The organism is Pseudoxanthomonas sp. PXM04, assembly GCF_014851695.1.
GTDB classification, from domain to species: domain Bacteria; phylum Pseudomonadota; class Gammaproteobacteria; order Xanthomonadales; family Xanthomonadaceae; genus Pseudoxanthomonas_A; species Pseudoxanthomonas_A beigongshangi.
The window spans coordinates 143,166-165,404 of record NZ_JACVAG010000008.1 but is presented as its reverse complement, the minus strand read 5'-3'; the positions used below and the strand labels follow the sequence as shown (position 1 = coordinate 165,404).

The 22,239-nt window shown below is 63.4% G+C and carries 15 protein-coding genes; 7 read left to right on the top strand and 8 right to left on the bottom strand.

The genetic code is table 11. From position 1 onward, the window contains the following. Nucleotides 1-58: 58 nt before the first annotated feature. The 8 genes from IB228_RS18865 to IB228_RS18830 all read right to left on the bottom strand — a co-directional run bounded on the left by IB228_RS18865 (nucleotide 59) and on the right by IB228_RS18830 (nucleotide 12,282). Nucleotides 59-2,818, bottom strand: coding sequence for a TonB-dependent receptor (locus IB228_RS18865; RefSeq protein WP_343227106.1), 2,760 nt, complete (start codon nucleotides 2,816-2,818; stop codon nucleotides 59-61). 315 nt (nucleotides 2,819-3,133) lie between these two features. Further along, entirely contained in the window at nucleotides 3,134-4,123 is a 990-nt protein-coding gene (locus tag IB228_RS18860; RefSeq protein ID WP_192199527.1) for a cyanophycinase, read from the bottom strand. Nucleotides 4,124-4,322: 199 nt separating this feature from the next. Then, nucleotides 4,323-4,628: a hypothetical protein gene (locus tag IB228_RS18855; RefSeq protein WP_192199526.1), complete on the bottom strand. Its 306-nt coding sequence runs from the start codon at nucleotides 4,626-4,628 to the stop codon at nucleotides 4,323-4,325. 605 nt (nucleotides 4,629-5,233) lie between these two features. Beyond that, entirely contained in the window at nucleotides 5,234-5,521 is a 288-nt protein-coding gene (locus tag IB228_RS18850; protein ID WP_255431464.1) for a M48 family metallopeptidase, read from the bottom strand. A gap of 41 nt (nucleotides 5,522-5,562) precedes the next feature. After that, nucleotides 5,563-8,511 carry an HsdR family type I site-specific deoxyribonuclease gene (locus tag IB228_RS18845; protein WP_192199524.1) on the bottom strand — a complete coding sequence of 983 codons (2,949 nt, stop codon included), beginning with the start codon at nucleotides 8,509-8,511 and terminating at the stop codon, nucleotides 5,563-5,565. Then, nucleotides 8,508-9,815 carry a restriction endonuclease subunit S gene (locus IB228_RS18840; RefSeq protein WP_192199523.1) on the bottom strand — a complete coding sequence of 436 codons (1,308 nt, stop codon included), beginning with the start codon at nucleotides 9,813-9,815 and terminating at the stop codon, nucleotides 8,508-8,510. The genes IB228_RS18845 and IB228_RS18840 overlap by 4 nt, the downstream gene beginning before the upstream one ends. Before the next feature lie 3 nt (nucleotides 9,816-9,818). Beyond that, nucleotides 9,819-11,648 carry an N-6 DNA methylase gene (locus IB228_RS18835; RefSeq protein WP_192199522.1) on the bottom strand — a complete coding sequence of 610 codons (1,830 nt, stop codon included), beginning with the start codon at nucleotides 11,646-11,648 and terminating at the stop codon, nucleotides 9,819-9,821. 130 nt (nucleotides 11,649-11,778) lie between these two features. Next, on the bottom strand, nucleotides 11,779-12,282 hold the full coding sequence (locus IB228_RS18830; protein WP_141455199.1) for an Lrp/AsnC family transcriptional regulator: 504 nt from the start codon (nucleotides 12,280-12,282) through the stop codon (nucleotides 11,779-11,781). 268 nt (nucleotides 12,283-12,550) lie between these two features. On the opposite strand from IB228_RS18830, the gene IB228_RS18825 reads away from it, so the two are divergent. From IB228_RS18825 to proC, 7 genes are read left to right on the top strand one after another with little or no spacing between them, the layout of a single operon-like run. Continuing rightward, nucleotides 12,551-14,800 (top strand): TonB-dependent receptor, encoded by a 2,250-nt coding sequence (locus IB228_RS18825; RefSeq protein WP_192199521.1) that lies wholly within the window; start codon nucleotides 12,551-12,553, stop codon nucleotides 14,798-14,800. Nucleotides 14,801-14,822: 22 nt separating this feature from the next. Beyond that, nucleotides 14,823-16,358 (top strand): amino acid permease, encoded by a 1,536-nt coding sequence (locus tag IB228_RS18820; RefSeq protein WP_343227105.1) that lies wholly within the window; start codon nucleotides 14,823-14,825, stop codon nucleotides 16,356-16,358. Continuing rightward, complete coding sequence (locus IB228_RS18815; protein WP_192199520.1) at nucleotides 16,355-17,794, top strand: amidase family protein; 1,440 nt, start codon at nucleotides 16,355-16,357, stop codon at nucleotides 17,792-17,794. The genes IB228_RS18820 and IB228_RS18815 overlap by 4 nt, the downstream gene beginning before the upstream one ends. Then, nucleotides 17,794-18,432 (top strand): FMN-binding negative transcriptional regulator, encoded by a 639-nt coding sequence (locus tag IB228_RS18810; protein ID WP_192199519.1) that lies wholly within the window; start codon nucleotides 17,794-17,796, stop codon nucleotides 18,430-18,432. Before IB228_RS18815 ends, IB228_RS18810 begins: the two co-directional genes overlap by 1 nt. Further along, nucleotides 18,429-19,421 carry an alpha/beta hydrolase gene (locus tag IB228_RS18805; RefSeq protein ID WP_192199518.1) on the top strand — a complete coding sequence of 331 codons (993 nt, stop codon included), beginning with the start codon at nucleotides 18,429-18,431 and terminating at the stop codon, nucleotides 19,419-19,421. Before IB228_RS18810 ends, IB228_RS18805 begins: the two co-directional genes overlap by 4 nt. Further along, nucleotides 19,418-21,418: a S9 family peptidase gene (locus IB228_RS18800; protein ID WP_225562548.1), complete on the top strand. Its 2,001-nt coding sequence runs from the start codon at nucleotides 19,418-19,420 to the stop codon at nucleotides 21,416-21,418. The genes IB228_RS18805 and IB228_RS18800 overlap by 4 nt, the downstream gene beginning before the upstream one ends. Then, nucleotides 21,415-22,236: a pyrroline-5-carboxylate reductase gene (gene proC / locus IB228_RS18795; protein ID WP_192199517.1), complete on the top strand. Its 822-nt coding sequence runs from the start codon at nucleotides 21,415-21,417 to the stop codon at nucleotides 22,234-22,236. The genes IB228_RS18800 and proC overlap by 4 nt, the downstream gene beginning before the upstream one ends. The last annotated feature ends 3 nt before the right edge of the window (nucleotides 22,237-22,239 follow it).

Here is a 22,239-nt window from a genome sequence, read left to right as displayed (position 1 = left end):
CCAAAAAGAACCCGGCTAACGCCGGGTCCAAGGGGACTGCAAAGGACACTTCGGCAAATCAGAAGGTATACCGGTAGTTGGCAAACACCTGCCGCCCCACCGGGCTGTAGGAACGCCAGAAGAAGGGATAGCTGGTGAAGCTGTCGTCTCGGGGATGCAGTTTGTTGAAGACGTTGACCGCGCTGAAGCCGATGGTGGCCTTGGGCGTAATCTTCTTCTGTACGTCCAGGTTCCACAGGAAGTACGGCGCGATGCGATGGGTTTCGTCCCAACTGGGCAGTGATCCGTAGCGATAGCCGTACAGGTTGGTGCGCCAATCGTTCCTCTCCCAGCCGACCAGCCAGTTGGCGCGACTGCGGTAGTTGAAGTAGCGGCGATGGTCGCGGATGTTCTCCACCTCGTCATCGGCGAACCGTTGCAGTTCGAGCTTTGTGACGTGGGTGTAGTTGAGCTGGAAGTTGAATTTGCCCAGACGGTCCGTGTCCAGCGCGTACTTCCAGGTAGCGTCGAAGCCTTCCGAACGGGTCATCGCCTGATTGACGGGATAGGCAGCGTAGCGAGTCACCTTGCCGTTGCTCAGCGAGGAAGTATCGCGGGTGATGAGGCCCAGGAAGTGGAGGCAGGACGGAGAGGTGGTGTCCACCGGGTTTCCCCGGGTGTCCGTGCCCAGGCGGCAGTCGGCGTAGTTACGCATCAAATAGTCTGAATGGATTTCGCCTACCTGGTTCTCCAGCTTGATGCTGTAGTAATCAAGGCTGATGGACATCTGGTTCATCACGTCCCATACGACGCCCGCGGTGCTGGAACGTCCCTCTTCCTCTCTCAGATCCTTCCTGCCCTCGTAGGTCCGGAATACCTGATAGTTGTAGTCCGCGCCCGAGCAGTCCGGCGAGGCCGGGTCGATGCCTTTCACCCGGCAGAGATAAGCGTCGGTGATGTAGGTATAGCCGCCCGAGTGTCCGGCGTAAACGTAGTGCATGTCGGGTGCCCGGAAGCTGGTCGCATGGGTGCCACGCAGCAGCAGCGCACTCAAAGGACGCCATTCCAGGCCCGCTTGCCAGGTGAACGCGCCATCCACGTCGGTCTGGTCGTCGTAGCGGTCATAGCGGCCGGCCAGGTTGGCCTTCAGGTTGTGCAGCAGCGGCGCGCTGAACTCCACACCGAGCGCGTAGCGGTCGCGACTCCCGCCACCCCGGGTGCTGGTCAGGTTGTAGATGCTGTCCTTGCCGGCATAGTCGGGCGTGCTGCGCACATCGGGAGCCAGTGAATACTTCTGGCGTGCGCCTTCCACGACGAGCGCCATGCCGACCGGGCCGGCCGGCAGGTCGAACAGATCGCCCGTCAGGGTGAATTGACCTTGGCTGGATTGGGACTCCGCCGTCGAGTGGACGGTCGTGATCAGCGATTGGTAGTCCGCTGTAGACAACGGGCTGAACAGGCGGTCGACCCGCACGTGATAGCTCGGGTACTTGTTCGTCCCGACATGTCCCAGCAGGTCGCCAAAGAAATAGTCGTTGACCTTGTCCGTGGTGAAGTAAGGCGTCTTGATGCTCATGTCATAGCGGGCATGGGACATCGAACCTTCCCAATCGAAACGGCCGTCCCGCCACGTGCCACGGACCCCCAGGTGCAGGCTCAGCGTGTCTTCCTCGAAGACGGACTTCTGCGAGCCTCCTGTTTCGGAGGGCGTGAAGATCCTCTGCGCCTGCACATAGCCAATGTCGGGGTCATGGACCCAGCCGGCCGTCTGCCAGAACCGCGTTGCACTCGCACCGGTATTCTTCGAATGGGTGTACAGCAATTGGCCGTAGGCCTGCGTGTCCTGGCCAAAGTCAAAGGTGCCGGACAGGTATGCCGATGCCTTGTCGAAACTGTTCTGAATGGACTGGGTGGCCGGATAGCCGAAATAGCCGCACCGGTTCTCGTCGGTGACATTGCGCGCGGAGCGGTAGGGCTGGAAGTCCGGCGAGGTCGCAGTGCAAGCATAGCGAAGCGCATCCGCCGAATCGGAAAGCTTGCCGCTCGCGTCCGGCCACACATAGCCCGGGCCATTCCGGTACAGGTACACACCGCTGACGGCAGTCGCGTTATGCGGATCGTTTCGGTACCGGGGATTGTCATGGTAGGAATCCATGAAATCGCGCTGCGAGGCGAGGATGGACTCCCGGTTGAAGTACTCCAGCGCGTAGATCAGGTTCCAGCGATCGCCAGTCTTTCCGCCGGTCCATTGGAACAGGCCGGTATCGCCACCGCCGCGCGTTGTGGTACCGCCTCGAACGTACAGCGAGTCGCCGTCGAAATTGGACTTGGTGATGATGTTGACCACGCCCGCCACGGCATCGGAGCCGTAAATGGCGGACGCGCCGCCGGTCATCACCTCAATGCGCTCCACCGCCGCCGCCGGAATGCTGCTCAGACTGACCGCGTTGGACTGGCTGTTGTAGGGCATCGGATAGTCGGCCAACCGCTTGCCGTTGAGCAGGACCAGTTGATAGCCGGGGCCGAGACTACGCAGGTTGATGAACTGCGCGTTGGGCGTGAAGCCGCTCTGGTTGATTTCGTTCTGCACGCTGCCGGTGAACTGGCTGAGCGTGGAAAGCGCCTCGTAGACGGTCGAGAAGCCCTCCTTCTGGATATCGTCCGCCGTGATGACGGTCACCGGCGAAGGGCCTTCGATATCGACCCGCTTGATGCGCGAACCGGTGACCGTGACCTTGTCCAGGTTGGTGGCGGACGGCTTGTCGGCGCGGCTTACTTTGTCCTTGTCTTCCTGCGCCAGCGTCGGCCCATGGAACGAGAGCGACACAACAGCGAACACGACGGCCGCGCCTATAGGGCAACGGCCTGATACGGCGTGATGGACTTGCATGACTTCCCCTTAGTCGATTGCAGGGAGTTAGCCTCTCTGCACACGAACCCAATTGGTTCGCAATTCGAACATAGGAAGACGACCGCCTACATGCAAGCTTTTGATTTCAAAGTATTTGATGTCACGTTTGTAACGCCGTTCCTGCCTGGCGGTTTAATCGCGCGGCGCATGCCAGGGCGAAACACATCGCCCTGGCATGGCCATCGACTGCGGTTTGTCCATCGTCATGGACATCTGACTTTCGTGCGCTGTCCGCACAAGCCTTCAATAAGCCGAACCACCCGCCTGGGTGGAACTCAGCACACCGGCTTCGGCCGTGACCGTGTAGGTGGTGCCACCCACCGGCGCCCAGTTGACCAGATCGAAGCCATCGCCGGCGGCGATGCGTGCGACGCCGATGTTGCGGTAGGTCAGCGGTTGCTTGGCCGAGCACACCTGCGGCAATCCCGGCGCTTGCAGGAAGTACACCTTGCCGGTGCCGACCACGCTGGCATAGCCGCCGTTGGCGACCAGCAAGGCGGTCGCTTCATCGACGGCGATGCCACGCGGCGCGGAGCTCCAGCCATTGGCCGCCACGCGGCACAGGAAGGCGAGGTTGCGGCCCATGCGGTCGCGCGCGGCGAAGTGGGGATCGCCGATGATGCCCTGCAGCGTCGACACCGCGGCGAAGTTACGGTCAAAGGTCAGATAGCGGTTGAACGGATCCGCCAACGCCTGGCTGCTGGTCGCGCCCTGGCTGGCGTTCGCGCTGTAGACGAACTGGGTGAGCACGTTGAGACCGGCGCTCGTGCCACCCACCGGCACGCCCTGCGCGATGCGCGCGTTGAGCGTGGACTGCACCGGCGTGCCCTTCCAGAAATTGATGTAGTTGGACTGATCGCCGCCGGCAATCCACACCACCTCCGCCTTGGCGATGATGGCCGCGACGTCTGCATGGTTTGCCGCCGCCGCGTCCGGAATGATCAACGTGGCGACCGAGTTCGCGTTCGGGCACAGGCCCTGCACGTACGGGTTGTAGGCGTCGGCGCCGGTGGCGCGGATGATCAGGAAATCGCCGTTGCCGCCCAGGTTGCAAAGCCACTGGAAGGCGGCATCCACATCGCTGCCGCCGCCCATCAGGACGGTGCCGGACGTGGTAGCCGGCGAGACATCGCTCGCACTGCCGACGCGGACATACGTGTAGGGCGGGGCCTTGCCGGCCATCGCGGAAGTAGCCAGGACCGAAGCGAACAGGAACACCAGCAGACTGCGCATGGAACACCTCATCGTTGGGTGACAAAAACCCAGACGAGCCAGTTGTCCCCATCCCCCACGCACCGCGACAGGCGGTCGCGTGCGGGCGCCTTGCCCGAAATCCTTCTTACGCCCGCACCCAAGCCCTCCAAGGCAGGCCCTGCTCCGCCAACGCATGCCAGGGCGGAACACATCGCCCTGACATGACCGTCGCCCGGTGCTAGCGCATCGCGCGCTTGCGCTTCAGCACCTTCCGCTTGGGACCGTCGCCAGCCTCAGCCGGCCGGACCGATATCCACTCCGACTGGCTCATGATCCGGTCCACCTGGCGCTCCATGTTCTCGAAGCTCGCATACCAGCGGTGAATCGCCATGGTCGGCTCGTTGTCCTCATCGCCACCACACGCGGCGCTGAGACAGCTCATCAGATTGAGCTGGTTGCGCAACTGCTTCAACTCGTAGATTGCGGCTTCGGAAAAGAAATAACCCGTGCGTGGCAACGGGGTCGCGGGGGCATCAGAACTCATCGGCGGTACTCCAGTCCGTGGGGAAAGAACCCCGTTTGCGGAAGGGCAAAACGGGGATGTCGGGAGGCTAGAAAACCGCGTAACGTCGGCGGGCGTATTCCCTCAAGAAGAGGTGTTTTATTAGCCGCCCTCCCGACGCAGAGCTGACATGCGTCGGAGTACCGATATGGTGCTGGTACCAATGAGAGTCACCTAAAACTTCGTCGGCAACTCTACGTTACGAAGGAGTTTCTAGACTCCGGCGACGAGTCTGCCTTCATCGTCGAACACGTTCAATGCTTTGGCGTTCAATGTTAGTGGAGTGACTCTCTCGTCCTGCAACTCTTGTTTTGTTTGTTGCAACGCTTGCTAGTGTGGTTCCGGCAATCGACCCTCATCACTTCATATATCTCATACAACGGCTAGTTCCCGAGACGTGAAAATCCGTTGCTAATGGGTTGTGCAGGGGTGGTCGAACGCACACATGTCTCGCAGGATATTCGACGCTCGCGACCGAAGCGATGAACAGGAAAGTTACTCAGATAAGGATGCGTTCCATGCTGAAAGCGAGTTTCCATATACCAAATGGAAAGCCTTCGCCCGGATACCTTCTCAATTTGTCGAAATCACTTTCTACCATCGGTGCACGTTTGATCCCGGATCTGTCTCGCTTCCATCACCTGCCACCCCGGAACATGCGCGCTCATCAACGCTTTAAAGACCCGCCCATGAGTTGCATAGCGCAGGTGCAGCAACTCGTGAACGATCACGTAGTCCTGAAATTTTGGCGGCTGGTCGAGGAGATCACAGGCCAACGTGACTATCCCCGACGAAGAGCAGGATCCCCACTTTCGACGCATTTCCTGCACTCGAACTACCCGAGGATTTACCTTTAGCTTTAGCGCCCACGCCATTGCGCGACGTTTCAGTTCTTGCTCTGGGTAAAGGGGTGACTTCATCCGTCCGAATCCTCGATCAGCAATCCGAGTACTAGATCGACGGTGCGCGCACGTTTCTCGGGCGGCAATCCAAGCAATGGCTTGTAAATCGCCGCGCGCAAGCGACGCTGCTCGTCGGGATTGACCTGAGCATTGGGGAAACGGCCCAACAGCTCTTCGATATCCTTCGCCAGAGCCATTGCGTCCAAGCCAGCTGTCTTGACCGCGGCGTCTTCGCGCAGCACCCAGAAAACGCCGAAAGCACGCGCCGAAAGGCCGCTTTCACGCGCCTCCTTCATCGCGGCATCCTTCTCGGCTGCCAGCGCCGCAAGCTGATCCATCGCGGCAAGACCCGTGGTCTTGCGCTCCTCCAGATCTTTCAGGATGCGTTCGGCGCGTTCCTTCAACGGCTGCAACACCGGCGCGGCGGCGGCATCATCGTCAATCTCCTTCTGCAAGCCGCGCACGAGGTTGAATACCTTACCCTCTTCCGAACCCTTGTCACCGCGCAAAGATTGCAACGTCGCCACATCGAAGATCACGCTCTTAGTCAGCCGCCCTAGGCCCTGCTGCTCGGCACTTTCCTCGATAAGCCGCCGCGTCTTATAAGCCAGGTCGGCGACGAAGCCCACTTTTTCCGCATAGGCATTGCGCACCGCTGCGTAAAGCTCGCTCAGCTGCTTGTAGCTGGCGATGTGATCCCGCAGTTCCGGCGAGGGCGAGAGGATTTCCCACAGCGCCTCGATTTCCTTGTACTTATCGAAGAAGGTCTTGCGCGCTTCCGGGTCAAGGAAACGACCGAACACCAGCTTTTCCAACCGCTCGTCCGGCGTACCGTCCATTTTGGCATCGAGGTATTCCTGCTTGGCCTGCGCGATGCGCTGCAGGAAATCCTGCAACAGGACATCCAAGTCCTCGATTACGCCACCCATGTCGCTGGAGTCGAATTGCAACGCCTTCTTTAGCTCGCGCAATACGCCGACGAAGTCCACCACTAGGCCGACGCGCTTTTGCACTCCGTTAGCGTCCACATAGGGCCGGTTCACGCGCGCGATAGATTGCAGCAACACGTGGTCGCGCATGGGCTTGTCGAGATAGAGGCAGTAAAGCGGCGGCGCGTCGTAGCCGGTAAGCAACTTGTCGGTGACGATCAGGATTTTCGGGTCTTCGGCCGGTTTCTTGAACAGCAAGCGCACTTGCTCTTCGGCTTCATCGGAAAGCTGGAGCTTCGCCACCAGCGGGCGGTCGATGACGTCCGCCACGTTCTGCGTATAGACCGGCGCACTCCACTCCGGTGGCAGCAGTTTGTCCAGCGCCTGCTTGTACTTGGCGCAGGCTTCGCGGTTGACCGCGACGACAAACGCCTTGTAACCCAACGGCAGCACGTTTTCCTGAAGGTGCTCTGCGATGAAAGCCGCTACCTTTTCGATACGGTCGTCAGCGGTGAGAAAGGTGCGCAAGCCCACGGCGCGGTCGAGCACCTTGTTGAGCTCCTCCACATCGGTGACGCCTTCGGCCTCGGCCAGGGCAAAGAATTCCTTGTCCAACCGCTCGGCGGGCACCGTCATCTCGCTAGGGGCCATCACGTGCTTGATGGGCAGCGTAGTTTCGTCGGCGATGCTCTCGGCAATCGAATACTTGTCCAGATAACCAGCTTCGTCCTGAGTACCAAAGATCTTGAACGTGCCTTCGCCCTGCACGCTATGCGCAATGGGCGTGCCGGTGAAGCCGATGATGGTGGCCTCGGGCGTGGCCGCCATCAGGTACGTGCCCAAGTCCTTTGCCACAGAGCGATGCGCCTCGTCGATAAAGACGTAGACGTTCTCACGTAGATTGCTGTTTTTGCGAACCTCCTCGAACTTGTGAATCATCGAGATGATCAGGCCGCGGAAGTCAGCGTCCAGCAGGGCCTGCAGTTCAGCCTTGTTGTTTGCGCGCCGAACAGCGATGTCCTGCTGCTGCATTTCGCCCAGCAGGCGCTCGACCCAACCCTTTAGCTGGCCTTCCAGTTCGGTGCGATCTACCACCAGCAGAACGGTGGCGTTGTCAAAGCGTGCCTTGTCTTCCAGGATAAGACGTGCAGCCGTCAGCAGCGTGAACGTTTTGCCAGAGCCCTGGGTGTGCCAGATGAGGCCGCGATTCTTGGCAGGATCGGCGCAGCGGCCGAGGATAGCGTCAATGGCGCGGCGCTGATGTTGGCGCAGCACGGACTTCCGGGTTTCTCCGTCCTGTACGTAGAACAGAATCCAGTGCTGCAGGGTGCGCAGAAAGTCAGTCGGCTCAAAGAATGCCTGTACGGCAAAACGATAGGTCTCCTCCGGCGCCTGCTTCCAGCGCGCCATATCGCGGCGGTTGGCGTTCCAGGTCACGCCGTACCAATAGTCGAGCAGGTGAGTGACGTTGAACAACTGGGTCGTTGCCAGCAGTTCGGGGGTCTCCAGTTCGTAGCGGCGCAGTTGCTTGATGCCGCGCTCGATGGCACCGCCATCCTTGGGGTTCTTGTGCTCGACGATGACCACGGGGATGCCGTTGACCACGAACATCACGTCGGCGCGATTGCCCTTGGGGCGCGCAGGCGGCTTGATCTTCCATTCCCAGGTGACATGAAGTTCGTTCTCGGCCGGGTGTCCGAAATCGATTAGCATAACGGGCCGGTGTCGCTTTTCGTCCTCGTCGTACCAAGAGCGCTCTCCGCGCAACCAGGAAAGCAATTCGCGGTTGCCGTCGATGGTCGCCGGGAAAGAGTCTAAGGTTTCGACGATCGACCGGACAGCATCTGGCGTCAGCCAGGGATTGAAGGCGGCGAGCTTAGCTTCAAGCACATCGCGGAAAAAAGTGCCCGCATCACCGCCGCGCTTCGCGCGGGCGTCGTCGGGCGTGATCGTCGTCCAGCCGATTTCGGCCGCGTGCTTTACCATCGGAAACTGCACGGTGCCCGCTTCGCTGATTTTCAAAGGCCTGCTCATGCCGCGACCTCCGTGGCTTGCGATTCTGTCAGTGTCGACAGATCCAGGTCGGCGACGCGGATCTCGCCGTTCATCAGCTTGTGTAGCAGGGCCTGGAACATTTCTTCGAGCACAGCGCGCTTTTGCCGGTGCAGGGCGATCTTGCGATCTAGGGCGTCGAGAATGGCGACGATTTCGCGCTGTTCGTCGAGGGCGAGAGGCAGCGGAAACGGCAGGTCTTTCAGGAACGCGCAGGTCAATGCGCCCTTTGTGCTGCCGCCGCCTGATGCCACCTGCCGAAGATTGTCGTATTGGGTTTCGAGGTAGCCCCGGACGAACCCCGGCACTGCTCGCTCGATGTCGGTCTGAACGTACGCGACGTGTTGGCTGATGGTGGCTTCGATGTTGAGAACCGCGCAATGGCCAAGGGTCTTGCCCTGACCAGTAATCGCCATTAGTACAGCACCTGGTTTGACCCTCGGCAGATGGCATCCTTCCAATGCCGTTTCGGTGACGAACTGGTCTGCCTGCTCAATCTCGCGGTCATAGACCTTGGCACTCGTCAGCCACGGAAACTTGCCGCCAACCCAATATGCTGGAACCGTGCGCTTGGGCGTCGAGCCATTGCCAATCTTGCCAAGCGAGCCGAGTGACACAACCTCCCAGCTTTGCGGCATTAGACCGATCTCGGTTTCTTTTTGCACCTCGCCGCGCAGGCCGCGCGTGAACAGGCGGGCCATGGCAGCACGTTTGAGTTCTTGGGCCTGCTCAAGTTGCGCCGCCTCAGAACGACTACTGGCCCGAACCTGCTCAACCAATGTGCCAATGATGCGCTGTTCCTCGAATGGGCGACGAGGCACTTCGATTTCGCGGAAGCGCGCACCAATTATGCTGGCCTGTGCAACATGCGAGCGCGCCAGCATTTCAGATTTGCCCGCCATCCAATGATGCAGGATGGCGAAGTTGAGGTATGCAGGGTCATATGACGGCTCCGCCACGCGTATGCGCGTCATATGATTGGAAAATACCGGATGCAGCTCGCTTGACCATATCGCGCACTTGCCGACCAGTTCCTTTGTATTCGTATTATTGAAAACAATGTCTCGCGGCTGAAGCTTTGGTTTACCAGCAGCGGCAGACGTAGGAATTGATTTGATCTGGTTCAGATAGATGTCGCCGTCTGTCCCGACGTTGAAGGGACGGATGTGCGGCACGCCTTCGCCGCTCTCGTTGTGTCCGCCGAATGGAAATCCGGTTGTGACCTGAATCGCTCCTGCATCCATTAGGTCGCCAAGCGACACCCACTCGATGTTTGCGTCCTCCATCCTTCATTCCTCCTTGATCTCGGAAAGCATGGCAAACAGCGCATTGTCGATTTCACGACCGGCGTTAGCGAGACTCCTGGCCTTCTCGATCAAGTCGCTGAGGCTCGCGCCGCCTGCAATTTCCGTTTGCCCCACCCACCGGCTTGGACTCAGGTTGTAATCCGCTTCCTTCGCCTGCTGCAAAGTGATTACCGCCAGTTCGCGCTCGACTGGCTCACCCTTCAGATACATCGCCGCCAGTTGCCGAATGTCCTCCTCCGGCAGATAGTTCTTGGGCTTGCCCTTACGGAAGTGCCTACTGGCATTGAGCAATTGAATCCTACCCTTGCGCGCGACGGGCTTACGCTTGTTCAACACCACAATCACACCCGCCGCCGTGGTGTTGTAGAACAGGTTTTCGGGCAAAAGAATCACACCATCGATCAGGTCGTGATCGACGAACCACTTACGGATGTTGCGCTCCTTATCTTCGTTCTTGCTGCCGGATCCGCGCGTTACCGCGCCAGTGTCCAACACCACTGCAGCACGTCCATCGGCAGATAGGCAGGCCAACGTGTGCTGCAGCCAGGCCCAGTCGCCCTTACCACTGGTAATGCCACCCGCAGTCTGAAATCGGTCGAACGGATCGTTTTTGAACAAATCCTGCGCGAACGGCTGATTCCACATCGGGTTGGCCACCACGATGTCGTGCCCGCGAATCTTCCCACTGGCGTCACGAAACTTGGGGTTGATCATGGTGTCGCCGCGCGCCAGCTCCACCTCCATGTCGTGGATGATGGCGTTCATGCGCGCCACCGCGAAGCTCTCAGCCTGCAGCTCCTGACCGCTTAGCTTGAGTGGTACTCGGCTGGTGGGGTCCAGCTCCCTTGCCACGAGCTGCAGCTTAATCAGCAGCCCCGCCGAACCACAGGCGTAGTCATGACAGGTTTCGCCAGGGCGTGGACGCAGGATGTGCGCCATCAAGAAGCCCACCTCGGTCGGAGTGAAGAACTCGCCTGCACTCTGCCCAGAGCCTTCGGCAAACTTGCGCAACAAATATTCGTAAGCGCGGCCCAGGAAGTCGGGCTGCACGTCGGCCAAGCCGAGGCGATAGCGTGGATCGGAGAAAGTTTCGACTACGCCACGCAGCTTGGCGGGGTTGATGTCGCGCTCGCCATTGCGCTCCGCCGCGAAGTCAACCACGTCGATCACACCCGAGAGGTCGGGGTTCTGTTTGACCACGGCGCGCACGGCCTTGGTCAGGTGCTCTCCAATGTCGCGTGGGGTTGTGGGGCGACCCTTGTCGTCCAGCGGCCAGTTGTAGGCTTCGCGTCCGCTGATCACCGCCCAACGCGCTTCGGGGGGCAAATAGAACCGCAGCAGCGAGTGATCCGTTTCGGCGATTTCCAGTGCAGTGTCCTTGTCACCGTACTCTTCGGCCAGGCGCGCAATTTCGTCATCGAACACGTCGGACAAGCGCTTCAGGAACAAGAGCGGGAGCAGGTAGTCCTTGAACTTGGCGGCGTCTTTCTCACCCCGGATGGAGCAGGCCGCGTCCCAGAGCATCTGCTCCATCGACTTGGTCGAGGGGGTCATACCGAGACGAGTACGCGTGCGGCGTGCCAAAGCGGGGGCGACACCAGCCTCGGCTGCCTCCCCCTCTTCGACCCCAGCCTCCAAGGCCAGGGCAGCAATCGCCGAGGCCTGAGCACGCTGGGGCTTGCTTGTCTCGCCTTCCCAGCGGTTCACTGTGGCGAAGGAAACACCAAGCCGGTCGGCAAGCTGTTCCTGAGTCAGGTCGAGCTTGGCCCGGATGGCGCGGAGGATGTGGGCGGTCGCGGCTTTATTTGTCATATTTGATATATTTGACATATAGCAAATTATTGTCAAGCCTTTCGCACATTCTTGAAATAGCCTCAGCGAGCTGCTCAGTCCCACCGGCGACCACTCTGTCGTAAGTGGCTGATTTCTTGAGCCACTCAGATCAACCCCCACCCCCACGCTGCGTCGTCGCCGCCTCCACCAGCGGGTACCCACTGAACGGCTTGACCTCGTCCATCAGGAAGTACGAGACGATCTTCTCCACGCCGTAGTCGCCGCCGAGCAGCAGGCGGGCGATGTCTTTCCAGTGGTGCACGTCGTTGACGATGACCCGCAGCAGGTAGTCGTACGCGCCTGAAATGCGGCAGGCCTCCACCACCTCGGGCATGGCCAGGATGCGGCGGTCGAATTCGGTGAACTCTTCCAGCGCGTGCTGCTTGAATGAGACCTGGGCCAGCACGACGGTCGCGGAGCGGATGCGGTCCACGGCCACGTGGGCCCGGTAGCCGCGGATGAGTCCCTTGGCCTCCAGCGTGCGCACGCGGGCCAGGCAGGCGCTGGGCGAGAGCGCGACCCGCTCGGCCAGGGCCTGGTTGGTGATGCGCGCGTCCTGTTGCAGCACATCCAGGATCTTCAGGTCGATGCGGTCCGGCGTTTTGGCGGTCATGGGTGTCCGGCGGTTGGGGGGTGCCGCAGGTTGTTCACCATTTGGCGGTCCTCGCCGCAGATTCTGCATATTTTTTGCGGGAGACCAACCACATCTTCGGCCTACCGCACAGCAGCATCATTCGAATCAATCAGTTACGGCAACCCTGGCGTCCGTTGATTCTGCTGGACAGCGGTGGCCTTTTTCACTTTCACTCGGGTCAGCCATGTTGGCCGAGGCGCGAAAGCCGCCGGCGGCCCTTTCCATCGCCATCCCGGGGAACCGTGTCATGTCATCGCATCCGCGTCTTCGCAAGCTCACCCGCGCCATCCGTTTCGGTTGCTGTTTCGGCCTGATGGCCAGTACGCCTGCCTGGGGACAGGACGCGGCGCCGCAGACGGATCCGGACGCCGCCACCAACCTGGAAACCGTGGTGGTCACCGCCGGCAAGTTGAACGAGTCCGTCCGCGAGATTGCCGGTTCGGTCTCGGCGGTCACCGACCAGCAGTTGCAGGACCTGGGTGCGCAGTCGTTGGCCGACTACATCCAGCGCACCCCCGGCGTGGTGTTCAACAGCTACCAGCCCGGCGTTTCCCATGTGGTGATGCGCGGCATCGCCACCAGCTCGGGCAATGTGCAGGGCCAGCCGACCACGGGCTACTTTCTCAACGAGGTGCCGCTGACCGAGCCGGGTTGGACCATCGCCATTCCCGATGTGGATGCCTTCGACCTCAATCGCGTCGAGGTGCTGCGCGGGCCGCAGGGCACGCTGTTCGGATCGGCGTCGATGGGCGGCGCGGTCAACTACGTGGCCAACGTGGCCGATGCCAGCGGGTTTGATGCCTCCGCCGAGCTCACCGTCAGCCAGACGAAGAACGCCGACGTGGGCTTTGCCGCCAAGGCGATGGTGAACGCGCCGCTCAAGGAGGACTTGCTGGCCGTGCGCGCGGTGGCGCAGTACCGCGATGCGCCGGGCTTTCTGGACAACATCGGCACGGGCCGGAAAGGCGCCAATGACAGCACGCTGGAGGGCGGCCGCCTGTCGGTGGTGCTCACCCCCAGCGAAGCGACCACCCTGACCTGGCTGAGCCTGTTGCAGAACAGCGACAGCGACGACAACAGCTATCAGATCGTCGGCCTCGGTGACCTTGAGCGCAACACCGCGCTGCCGGAATTCACCAACACCAAGATTGCCGTGCACAGCCTGCGGCTTGACCAGGATCTCGGCTTTGCGGATCTGACGGCGCTGCTGGCGCACCAGAAGAAGCAGCAGGACTGGCGGTTCGACTACACGCCTATCCGTGCGGCCTACAACGCCGACCTGGGCCTGGACCTGAGCACGCCGCTGTACATCGTGTCCGGCGGCGAGAGCCGGGGCAAGAGCATCGAGTTGCGTCTGGCGTCCAAGCCGGGCGGCCGCGTGGACTGGCTGATCGGCGGCATGTACTTCGACTCGGACAAGGATCTGTACGAACGCATCGGCGCCGAAGGCGCGGCGGGGGCGTTCGATCGTTCGCCGCTGTTCGGACCCGGCAGTGGCGCGGTCATCGCGCCGGACGGGCAGATCTTCAACAGTTACTTCACCGATCTCGCCGGCTCGGAGGCCGCGCTTTTTGGCGAGGCCAGCTTCCATTTCAATGAGCAATGGAAGCTCACCGCCGGCGGCCGCCTGTTCCGCAACAAGGTGCAAACAACCAGCACCCAGGTCGGCTTCTCGACCTATCCCGGCAATCCGATCATTTCCCGGCAGCAGACCGAGGAGGACGGTTTCAATCCGAAGGTGGCGCTGACCTGGCAACCCAGCGCCGATGTGATGGTCTATGGCCTGGTCTCGGAGGGCTTTCGCTTTGGTGAGCCGAACACCGCCGGTCTCAGCGCGTATCCGGTGCCGTCGGGTTCCAAGAGCGACAGCCTGATCAACTACGAACTCGGTACGCGCACCACATGGGCCGATGGCCGTCTTCTGCTGGATGCGACGCTGTTCTACGTGGACTGGAAGGACATCCAGCTGCGCCTGCAGACGCCGGACCTGTTCAACTACGCGAGCAATGGCGGCAAGGCCTACAGCCGCGGCATCGAGATGGCCGCCACCTGGCGTCCGACGGACGCCTTCGAATGGCAGGGTTCGGCGACCTGGCAGCGCGCGCGGCTGGACGAGGATCTGTTCATCCTCTACTACGGCACCGCGCCGGCCGGCTCGCAATTGCCGGGTTCGGCCGACTGGACGGTCAGCAATCTGCTGAGCTACCACTTCGACACGCGCTTCTCGCCGACGATTTCGCTGTCGCACCAGTATGTCGGCGGCGGCATCAGCGACCTCAACTCCGCGGTGCCGGGCGTCACCCCGAATCGCCAGGGCAACTACAACCTGTTCGATCTGCGTTACCGGATGACCTTCGGCAACACCGAGGTGACCCTGTTCGGCAGCAATCTCACCGACAAGCGCGGCATTACCCGCACCGTGCCCGAGACCAATGGCATCGGCCAGGGCGTGGTGCGGCCGCGCACCTACGGCGTGACCGTGCATTGGCGCTACTGACGCGATGGAAGGGAGCGGCTTAGTGAAAGCGCGTTCGATGGGACGCTGGCAGTTGGCCACCCGCCGCAAGTCGCTGGAGGCGGTGGTGGCCGACGGCGAGCGTGCCGGCCTGCATCGGCGGCTGGGCGCCGGCAGCCTGCTGGTGCTGGGCGTGGCCAACATTCTTGGCGCCGGCATCTATGTCGTCACCGGCACGGCGGCGGCCAGCTTCGCCGGTCCCGCCGTGGTGCTGGCCTTCGTGCTGGCGGCGTTGGCCTGCGGGTTCACCGGCCTGTGCTATGCGGAGCTGTCCTCGGTCATCCCGGTGTCGGGATCGGCGTATTCGTACTGCCAGGTGACCCTGGGCGAGGGTGCGGCGTGGGCGTTGGCGTGGATGGTGATCCTGGAGTATCTGCTGGCGGCCGCGGCGGTGGCGGCGGGGTTTGCCGGCTATCTCACCAGCCTGCTGGGTGACTGGCACGTTGCAGTGCCAATGGCGCTGGCCACTTCCAGCGTCACCGCCAGCCAGCAGGGCGGGCATACCGAACTGGCGTTCAGCGGCGGCATCAATCTGGTCGCGATGTTGGCGGTGCTGGCCGCGGCGGCCGTGCAGATTGCCGGCGTGGGGCGCTCGGCCTGGGCGAACCTGGTGCTGGTGCTGATCAAGATCGCGGTGTTGCTGGCGTTCGTGGCGGTGGGTTCGCAGTTCATCGATGCGGCCAACTGGCGGCCGTTCCTGCCGGCGAACGAAGGCGGCTTTGCCTATGGCTGGCCTGGCGTGCTGCGGGCGGCGGCGATGCTGTTTTTCGCCTACCTCGGGTTCGAGACCGTTTCGATGGCGGCCGCCGAAGCGCGCCAGCCGCGTCGGGATGTTCCGGTGGGCATCCTCGGTTCGCTGGTGGTCTGCACCATTCTCTACATCGCCGCGGGCGCGGTGCTGACCGGCCTGGTGCCTTTCCGTGAACTCGGTGTGCCGGATCCGGTGGCGCTGGCGGTGGATCGCATCGGTTGGCCCGGCTTCGCGGTGCTGATCAAGATCGGGGCGTTGACCGGACTGGGCTCGGTGCTGCTGGCCAATGCCTATGGCGCCTCGCGTATCAGCCTGAGCATCGCCCGCGATGGCCTGCTGCCGGCCTTCTTCACCCGCGTGCATCCGAAGCTGGGTACGCCCTGGCTGGCCAGCGTGGCCTTTGGTGCGGCCAGCGCGCTGCTGGCCGCGCTGCTGCCCATCAGCATCCTGGGCGATTTGATCTGCCTCGGCATCGCCTCGGCCTTCATCGTGGTGTGCATCGCGGTGATGTGGCTGCGTTCCCGGCGTCCGGACCTGCGCGGCGGTTTCCGTGTGCCGCTGGGCGGGGTGTGGATAGGCCGCACATGGATTGGCGTGGTCCCCGTGCTGGGCATCGTGATGTGCCTGGCGATGATGGCCCCGGTCCTGGGCGACATGGTGGCGCAGGTGCGGCGCGGCGATGTGCTACCCGCCAGCATCCTGGTGGTTTACGTATTGGCAGGCGCCTCGCTCTATCTCGGTTATGGCCAGCGCCGGGCACGCCGGCAAGTCCAGGATTCCAACGCATGACCTTTCAAGCTTTTCCCCTGGCCCAGGCGCTGCAGCTGGGCTGCCTGGATGCGCACGATCAGTCCGCCCTGGTGCATCGCGGTGAACTCTCGCCACGCGAGCTGACCGCCGCCGGCATCGTGCGCGCACGCCATCTCGACCCCACGCTGGGCACGCTCAGCCATGCCGACTTCGAGGGCGCGCTGGATCGCGCCTCGCGCGTTTCCCCCGACGCGCCGATGGCTGGCGTGCCGTGGCTGCCGAAGGATTCGGTGCGCTATCCGGGCATGCCCACGCGTGGCGGCTCGCGTTCGCGCAGCAGTGTTCCGGCGACCGACGCGCCGCCCTTCGTCCAGCGGTTTGATGCGGCCGGACTGGTGGCGATTGGCAAGAGCGCCATGCCCGAGTTCGGTCTGATGGGATCCACCGAGCCCCTGCTCGGTCCGGTCACGCGCAATCCCTGGAGCCTGGATCATTCGCCCGGCGGTTCCAGCGGTGGCGCGGGCGCCGCGCTCGCCGCCGGTATCGTGCCGTTGGCCCATGGCAGCGACGGGGCCGGATCAATCCGTATTCCAGCGTCTGCCTGTGGTGTGGTCGGCCTGAAGCCCGGGCGCGGCGCCACGGTGGCGGTGCGTGGTCGCCATGCCATCGAGGATCTGATCGTGGCCGACAGCCTGATGTCGCGCAGTGTGCGCGATACGGCCTGGGCGTTCGCGGCCGCCTACCCGGATGCCGACTTCAGCGTGCAGGCGCTGACCCGTCCGCCCAGGCGTTTGCGAATCGGCGTGATTGACGCCTCCTTGCCCGGGTTGGCGCCCGATCCTGCGGTTTCCCGCGTGCTGGAAGACGTGGTCGCGCTCTGTTCGTCGCTCGGCCATGAGGTCGAGACCACGCAATATCCGCTGCCCGGTTCTGATGTTTGGCAGGCGCTGTACATCCTGTGGTCCAGGCTTGGCCTGGATGCCGTGGAGATGGCGGCCGCGCAAGGCGGCGACGACTTCGCCGCCCGGTCGCTGGAGCCGTGGACGCACGGGCTCGCCCGTTACCATCGCACGCGTTGCGGGGTGGCGGAGCTGGAACAGGCGTATGCGGTCGTGGCCGCGCTGCCCACTGCGTTCGCCGCGCTTCATCAACATGTGGACGTATTGCTGACGCCAACGCTGCGCAGCCCGCCTCCCCTGCTGGGCGAATTGTCGCCGGATCGCGATTTCGAGGAACTGCTTCCCGCGATGTTCCATTGGATGAGCTATACCCCGCTGCAGAATCTGGCGGGCACGCCGGCGATATCGCTGCCGTTGGGGCAAAGCGATCGATTGCCGATTGGCGTGCAGTTCGCCGCCGATCGCGGGCAGGAGCCGTTGCTGCTGCAACTGGCGGCCGAACTGGAGCAGGCGGCGCCCTGGCATGACCGCTGGCCTGATGTTTCCGCCGCCGCCGCAGTGAAGGAGATCCGCTGATGGGACATGCCCGTGACAGCCGCTACGCGGCGCGAACGCAGGACGACGTGCTGCGCCTGCTGGCCGACCATCCGCTCGCCTGGCTTGTGTCATGCGGTGGCGAGGATGCCGCGTTCACTCCGCTTCCATTGCGCGCGGAGTGCGACCCCAACGGCACACTGTTGGCGCTGCGCGGCCACCTGGCCAGGCGCAATCCGCATGTCGCTCGCCTGCAACGCGACGGCCGCGCGCAGGCACTGGTGATGGGGCCGCAGGCCTATGTGTCTCCCAGCTGGCTGGATGACCGCACCCAGGCGCCCAGCTGGAACTATGCCGCCGTGGCTTTCGACCTGGAGGTCACGATGAGTTCGGACGAGGATGACATCCGGACGGAACTCGAGGCGCTGACGGCGCAGATGGAGTCCGGTCGTCCGCGTGCCTGGTCGCTGGAGGAGATGGGCGAGCGCTATGTGCGATTGGCCTCGGGCGTTGTGGCGTTGCGTGGTTCGGTTCGCGAGGTGCGTGCCACCTTCAAGCTTGGCCAGGACGAAGCGCGACATGACCTCGCTCAATTGCTGACGGGTCTGGAAGCCGGTGGCGAGCACGCACTGGTCGGCTGGATGCGGGATTTCGCCGGTGATGCGAAGGAGCGCGCATGAGCCGCAGCCTGGAGGCGCTGGACCCGCAGATCCGCCGTTTCATCGAAGACGTCTGCCGGGAAGGCGCGCGGCTGCGCGGTGGCCGCGCGCTGGACTGGCCCGAGCGCCGGCTCATCGCGGCCCAGGCGCGCACGCCGTGGCGCGAAGGCGGTCCCCGCATGCTTGCCACCCGCGACTATCGCCTGCCCTCTGCACACGGTGAGTTTGGTCTGCGCGTGTTGTATCCGCAGGTCGTGGAGGCGCAGCCCTCCCCCGCATTGGTGTACTTGCACGGCGGCGGATGGTGCATGTTCGGACTCGATACGCATGACCGTCTTCTGCGGGAGTACGCCGACGCTTCGCGCCGGGTGGTGGTGGCGATCGACTACAGTCTGGCCCCCGAACATCCCTATCCGGCCGCGCTCGACCAGGCCGCCATCGCGCTGGATTGGTTGAAAGAGAACGGAGCGGAGGCGGGTATCGATACCATGCACATTGCGTTGGGCGGTGATTCCGCTGGCGCCAATCTGGCCGTGGCGGCCGCGCTGCGCCTTCGCCAGGCCGGACAGCTGGCGCGCATATCGGCGTTGGTCCTCAACTATGGCGCCTGGACGCCGGTTCTATCCGCTGTCGCGCGGCAGACCCTGGGGACGTCCGAGGACATGCTCAGCGGCGCGGAGATGGACGAGTTCTGGGCCGCGTATCTGGGGCCCGAGGCGGAACGCACGGTCACTCCGCTGTCGGCGCCGCTTCTTGCGGAACTGCATGACTTGCCACCCGCCCTGCTGCTCTGGGGCGACCGCGACGTCCTGGCCGAACAGAACGCGGCGATGGCGCAGCGGCTGCAACAGGCGGGCGTGCAGGTAAGCACCCACGTCTATCCCGGCGCGCCACACAGCTTCATCGAGGCGATGTCGGTCTCCGATCAGGCGCGCGACGCCATTGCCCGTGGGGCAGAATGGATACGCCGACACACTCCTGTTTTCTCCTCGCAAGGACTTCCTGCATGAGGCCGATGCTTCACCGTCTGTTCGTCATCGGCCTGATGATGGCGGCTCTACCGACCTTGGCCTTGGCACAGGCGTCACCGGTGATCCCCACGCCGGACATGATCATGGCGCTCAAGATCGTCGGCGATCCGCAGATCGATCGCGAGGGCCGCTGGATCGCCTACACCGTGGGGACACCCCGGAGCCACGGGAAGCGGCCGCTCAGTCGCATCTGGCGCGTGCCGGCGACGGGCAAAGGGGGCGCCCAGGAAGTCGTCGCTCCCGAAGACGCCAACGAGGAACATCCGCGCTGGAGTGCGGACGGCCGCTACCTGTACTTCATCTCCAATCGACCTTCATCCGCGGCGGATGACTCCAAGGACGTGGCCGACGCACAGGTGTGGCGGGTCGACGCGAACGGCGAAAATCCAACCGTCCTGACGCATTCGCCCGGTGATGTCAGTGCGTTCGAAGTCGCGCGCGACGGAAGCCGCATCGCCTATCTGGCTGCGGACGCACCCAGTGCCGCCACCGTCGCCGCGCGCGAGGCCAAGGATGACGCGGTGCTGGCGGATCACCCCACACAGTTCTCACGCGTATGGCTGCGTGACCTGGGCAACGGGGAAGCCCGGGCACTGACCGCGCCGGATCTCCAGGTTCACGACCTGGCCTGGTCTCCGGATGGGCGACGCCTTGCCATGCGGGTATCCCGTGGCACCACGCTCAATGACTATTGGTATCGCTCGCGCGTGGTGCTGATTGACGCCGATACCGGCGAGCTGGCCAAGGAACTGGAAGCGCGCGCGTCGGCGCATCCCCTGCAATGGTCGCCCGACGGAACGCGACTGCTCTATGGCCACCTGGGCGAGTACGGCATGGTCGCCGACGTCACCGTGCACGACCTCGGGAGTGATCGGAAGACGGTGCTGGCGCCCGGCTGGAACGGCACGTTGTGGCTGGCGCGCTGGCAGGATGATCGCACCCTGCTGGGGCTGGGCCAGCGCGGTGTGCGGGGCGCGTTCCTGCGCCTGGACGCGGCGACCGGTCAGTGGCGCGAAGTCGCACGGCCCCGGATTCCGTTTGCTTCATTCACCACGACGAGCACCGGTCGAAGCGCCTATCTGGGCATTCGCGACGACCAGCCCGCCGAGGTATGGACCCTGGATGGCGGCACGCTCGCCGCACGCACCGACACGCATCCGCAGGTCGCTGGATGGGCGCACGGCCAGGTGCGGGAACTGGCCTGGACGTCCTCGCGCGATGGTTTGGGCATCACCGGCCTGCTGGTCACGCCGCCCGGCTGGAAACCCGGCACGCCATTGCCCACGCTGGTGCAGGGCCATGGTGGCCCGGCATGGGCCTGGTGGTCGGGCTGGCTGGGCTCCTGGCATGACTGGGCGCAGCTGCTGGCGACCCACGGCTATGCGGTGTTCCTGCCCAATCCACGCGGCTCGGAAGGCGGCGGCCATGCCTTCGCCGAAATGGCGCGTGGCGACTGGGGCGGCGGGGATTTCCAGGACATCCTCGATGGCCTGGACATGCTGGAAAAGGAAGGTGTGGTCGATCCTCGGCGACTGGCCATCGGCGGCTGGAGCTACGGGGGCTACATGGCGGCCTGGGCGGTCACGCAGAGTGATCGCTTCCGCACCGCGATTGTCGGAGCGGGCGTCATCGACATCGGCGCGATGGCGCTCACCACCGACACGCCCGACTACCTGCCAGGCTATTTCGGTGATCCGGTAACGCAGCGCACGCGCTATGACGCGCACTCGCCGATTCGTTACGCCGACCGGGTGAAAGTGCCGGTGCTTATCCTGCATGGCGAAGAGGACAAGCGCGTGCCGCTGTCGCAGGGCGAGATGTTGCATCGCGCACTCGTCTTCAACGGCACGCCGGTGACCATGGTCACCTATCCGCGAGGACCGCATTGGTTCTTCGAAACCGCCCACGGTCGCGACGTACAGCAACGTGTTCTGGACTGGCTGGATCGGCAACTGGGAACGGGGCGGTCCCCATGAGTTTCGGTATGGAGGTCGCCTTCATCGGGGGCGGGCACATGGCGCGCTGCCTGGTGGAGGGATTGCTGAGCCAGGGCCGGGATCCGGCACGGATCACGGTGGCCGATCCCGTGGCGGCCACCCGTGATGCCTTGTCCACGCAGTTGCAGGTCCGGGTGTTCGAGCAGGGTATCGACGCGGTCGCCACCGCCGACTTGTGGGTGCTGGCAGTGAAACCACAGGTGGCCCGCGCGGTTTGCGAGGCGCTGGCCGGACAGGCGGCGCGGACGCGACCATTGGTCATCTCGGTCATGGCCGGCATCACCCATGCGCAGCTGAGGCAATGGCTGGGGATCGACACCCTCGTGCGCAGCATGCCGAATCAGCCTGCGGCCATTGGCGCGGGAATCACCGCGCTGTATGCGGATCCCGCGCTGGACGTCACGTCGCGGACGGTCGCCGAGGCGGTCTTCAGCAGCACCGGCACCACCGTCTGGATCGAGCACGAGACACAGATGGACATGGTCACCGCCATCTCCGGCAGTGGCCCGGCCTATCTGTACCGGTTGGCCGAAGCCATGGAGGGCGCCGCCTGCGCGCGCGATCTGCCGCCCGAGATCGCACACCATCTCGTGGTGCAAACCCTGCTTGGCGCCGCGCGCATGCTGCAGGTCTCGGGAGAATCCCCGGCGCAACTGCGCGGACGGGTCACCTCTCCCGGCGGCACCACCGAGGCGGCCATCCAGACCCTGGAGAATGGCGGTTGGGCGAAGCTGATCGATGAGGCCGTGGACGCCGCGCATGCACGCGGACGAGCGCTGGCCGAACAGTTCGGTTGAACC